Consider the following 2,050-nt stretch of genomic DNA (forward strand, 5'->3'; position numbering starts at 1 on the left):
TAGTTATTAATTTTGTTGTTGACACAGGGGAGTCCACATAGGTTGTTCCCTTTACGAAATTTACAACGAAGAAATAAGTTATTTTAACCAGTAAAATAGATCAGTTAATTAGTGTGATTGGTATAAAAACCAATAATTAATCACTAATAACGATAAACTTTACTCTATCTAATTCAGATTTAAAAAGAGACCTCGGCACGCTCGCCTAAGCCAACTAAACGATAACGAGGCTTCACAAAACTAGCATGTACCACGCCTAAACTTTTATCGAATGAAACTGAGATATCAACGACTTCTTTAAATTGATGCTTTGCTTGAAGAACAATTTCAACACTATGTTGATCATTATCATTAGTCAAAGTAACTCTCTCAAAACTAATCATCTGATTATTGAGCATTAAATGAGTGCCTTGTTTAAGTGTTTTTTTAATCACGATTTGTTGTTCGTTGTCACTTAAGTTATCAGGCATGACCTTCTCAATATCCCCCATTAACCAAGCTTGATTATTTTGTAACCTAGAAACTAAATAGTTAATATCGGTAATAATTTTCACTTCAACTTGTCCATCTCTTAAAATGACTTGAGCACTTGTTTCATTTAAGTCATGCGCACTGAGTGGTGCACTGAACGTCGTCACTCCAAAAACGAGTAATAACAATAAGCGTGCAAATTTAAAATTATTTAATGGATACATATTAATTGCCTTACATCATTACAAAGGTAAATATTCAGTATGTGAATATTTAGTGTTATTTGGAAAATTAAATAATCGTTCTTCTAAGAAGAATTAGAAGAACTTTTGAATATTTTATTTTAATTTGTAACAACAGGTTGATGGTCACTTGATTGAGCCTCCCTACAGAATGTACCCGTCTGAATTTCCCCTCCATTACTGATTGTTTTTTGTTTAAAGTCGTAACAATGATCACCCTTAACTGATGGACTATAAGTCGTAAAGTAATCCTCTCCCTGATATGAGTAAGTCATTGAACGGCTACCATCCTCTAAAATAGTATGGGTTAAATTATCAACACCACCCCTTGGTGGTTTAAGATCTGCTCTTATTTTTTGTGTATCACCATTTAAGGGTGCAACTCTTGGTAACTTACTGGTATCAACCTCCCCCACTAAACACTGAATAATATAAGGAGCTGTTACTGATGTTTGATAACGATAGCCAAATGTTTCATCAACTTGTCCATTACAGACATCTAATTCACCTTGTTTAATATCACTGCCGTCCGGATTTTTATTGCCATACAATGGATACCCATCGTATGCCCAACCAATAATGGCATCGCTTGCTTGGTTTTTCATTGTATCGATCATACATGTCGGTGAAACATGATAATGGTAGTCATCACCACGGCCTGAATGCCCACCACAATTATCTAATTGACCAAGCGCTAAAGTATCGTGCTTTGCATCGTATTCGCTTACATCTAACTCCCCTTGCGCAGAGTAATCGTATATAGGAACACCATTAACGGCGACACCGACGGCTGCATCAATCGTTGTTAATGCCTTAGCTTTATTAGGGATAAGTTTAATGGGTGCTGCATAACCTTCTGCAGGGACAGGTATTTGTTCATTAGTACCTGTAATACCATTCATTAATTCATGTTCAGGGTAAGTAGAAGAAGTAACGTAAGCGTAATCGTTGTCGCAAGTCACGGTTACATTTTTTTCAAACCCTGCATCATCTATAGAGTTTTTAATAACGTCACATCGAGTAGCATTCACACTAGAGGTTATCGAAGCCTTTTCAGCTAACTCTTTGGCTAATGATGGCTTTTTTTTATTCTGAAGAGTCGCTGTATTATTACGAGCATAGCTCACAGTCATTTCAGCAGAGCTTAACGTAATATTTTTTATAGCATCTAAAAGCATATCTCGATCAGCTTTACTTTGACTATTTAAAGTAATACCATTTCCGATAAATATGTGATCTAATTAAGTTTCTTACAAAGGAGCTAATATGAGTCACAATTTTGCTGAATTAATTAATGCGACAACCAATGCGAGACAACGATTAAAACTACTCGCTGT

The 2,050-nt window shown here is 35.4% G+C and carries 2 protein-coding genes; both read right to left on the bottom strand.

What is annotated here, in order from left to right:
* Positions 1-179: 179 nt before the first annotated feature.
* Positions 180-695 (bottom strand): hypothetical protein, encoded by a 516-nt coding sequence (locus SP041_RS20600; RefSeq protein WP_025565890.1) that lies wholly within the window; start codon positions 693-695, stop codon positions 180-182.
* 119 nt (positions 696-814) lie between these two features.
* The gene (locus SP041_RS20605; RefSeq protein WP_025565891.1) at positions 815-1,891 is read right to left on the bottom strand and encodes a YHYH protein; all 1,077 of its coding nucleotides are present in this window, start codon (positions 1,889-1,891) and stop codon (positions 815-817) included.
* Between the last annotated feature and the right edge of the window lie 159 nt (positions 1,892-2,050).

This window comes from Psychromonas sp. SP041 (assembly GCF_000470315.2).
Lineage (GTDB): Bacteria > Pseudomonadota > Gammaproteobacteria > Enterobacterales > Psychromonadaceae > Psychromonas.

What these genes read in the sequence shown, in the direction of transcription:
- SP041_RS20605 (WP_025565891.1), bottom strand. Translation starts at nt 1,891, where the DNA reads ATGCTTTTAGATGCTATAAAAAATATTACGTTAAGCTCTGCTGAAATG.
- SP041_RS20600 (WP_025565890.1), bottom strand. Translation starts at nt 695, where the DNA reads ATGTATCCATTAAATAATTTTAAATTTGCACGCTTATTGTTATTACTC.